This is a genomic window from Micromonospora sp. B11E3 (genome assembly GCF_039871625.1).
In the GTDB taxonomy this organism is placed as follows: Bacteria; Actinomycetota; Actinomycetes; order Mycobacteriales; family Micromonosporaceae; genus Micromonospora.
The window spans coordinates 1-1627 of sequence record NZ_JBDPMC010000197.1; the positions used below are offsets into that span (position 1 = coordinate 1).

General features: G+C 70.7%; 2 protein-coding genes. Both read right to left on the reverse strand.

Annotated features, from left to right (window positions below; translation table 11 throughout):
- On the reverse strand, positions 1–1070 hold a 1070-nt coding region (locus tag ABGB16_RS33625), incomplete at its 3' end, for an RNA-guided endonuclease TnpB family protein (RefSeq protein WP_347672083.1).
- Positions 1067–1627, reverse strand: a 561-nt coding sequence (locus ABGB16_RS33630) for an IS607 family transposase (RefSeq protein WP_347672084.1), incomplete at its 5' end; no start/stop codon positions are given. The genes ABGB16_RS33630 and ABGB16_RS33625, both read right to left, overlap by 4 nt.

The window sequence follows — 1627 nt, forward strand, 5'->3', positions numbered from 1 at the left end:
GACGGGTACCAGCGGTCGGCCGCCCACAGCGTCGATCCGTACCAGGCGGTCTTGTATTCCAACTGCCGCAGGAACTCGCCGAACCCGGCGTCGGACACGGCGCGGGCCAGGCGACGGTTGCGGAGCATCCCGGCGACGTTGAGCGTTTCGACGGCGATGGCGCGCTTGGTTCTCGCGAGCCTTGTCGTGAGCTGGTGCAGGAAGTCAGCCCGCCGGTGCGCCACGGACAGCTGCACGGCGGCGACCGCGCGGATGGCCTTGGCCCGGTTGTTCGACCCGCGTTGGCGGCGGGCCACCGTCTTGTTCGCCCGTCGCAGCTTGCGCGCGGCTGCTGTCAACGCGCGAGGCGCGTGGACTTCCTCCACGGCGCCGGTGTCGTCGGCGATCACCGCGAAGGTCTTGAGTCCGAGATCGATGCCGCAGGTCGGTGCGTCTGCCCGCACCGCTCGTCGGGTGTTGACGTCGGTGCGGTCGATGTCGGTCTGGAAGGACACCCACCAGCGGCCGGCCTGCTCGCGTACCGTCGCGCCGATGATCCGGGCGCGTCCGTCGCCGAGCCGGTCGGTCAGCCACGACATGTCCTCGCGGGTGGAAACGACGCCGATACCGGGCAGGGCGACGGTGCGCGCGCTGACGGGTCGGGCCCGGTCGGCGTCGTAGCGGAACCGTGATCCGTGCTTGCGTTTACGCCAGGTCGGGAAGCCGATTCGGCGTCCACGGCGGGCGCCGGCGCGGGAGTCGGCCCAGTTCTTCAGCCCCGCTGCCCGGACCCGGCACGCCTCCTTCGGCACCCGCGACGACAAACCGGCCTCGGCGAACCACGGGAACATGGTGGGGTGGGCGGCTCGCCACGCCTTCTCCATCGCGGGCGCCGACCATGGCACGGGTGTCAGCAGCTCATCCGGCACACCGTAGGAGCGTTCGGCCTCCCGCTGGTCGAACGCCGCCTTGACCAGCGCGAGGCAGAAGTTCTCCACCACCCGCGACAGACCGGCGTGCTGGCCGAGCCGGACGCGCTGAGCCACGGTGGGGTTCAACTCCACCCGGAATCCCTGCTTGACGCGGCTCACGCGGTTGCCTCCACGGCCGCCATCGCGGCCTTCGCCTTACGGCTGGCTGACCGCCGGCCGTACCGGCGAGCGCAGAACGAGGTGAGTACCTCGGTCATGTCCCGCACCAGATCGTCGGCCACCTCGGCGTCGTCGGTGACCACGATGCTGCGGCCGGTCGCCGCGAGAGCGCAGGACAGATGCTCGACGCCGAAGGCGGCCAGCCGGTCCCGATGCTCGACCACGATGGTGGTGACCCGCGGGTCACGTAGCAGCTTCGCCAACTTCGGCCGGTTGCCGTTGAGCCCGGATCCCACCTCGGTGACGACCTCGGCCACCGTCAACCCTCGGGCGGTGGCGGCGGTGACGACCCGCCCGACCTGCCGCTCCAGGTCAACTTTCTGGTCGGCCGAGGAAACCCGGCAGTACGCGACCACACGCCCGACCGGGTCCGCGGCCGGTTCGAGGACGAGGTATCGGCCGGTGTCGGTCTTCACCACTGGCACGGGCATCCGCCCGTTCTTCGCCCATGACCACGCAGTCTGGTAGTGCACACCGTTCCGACGCGCCCACTCGGA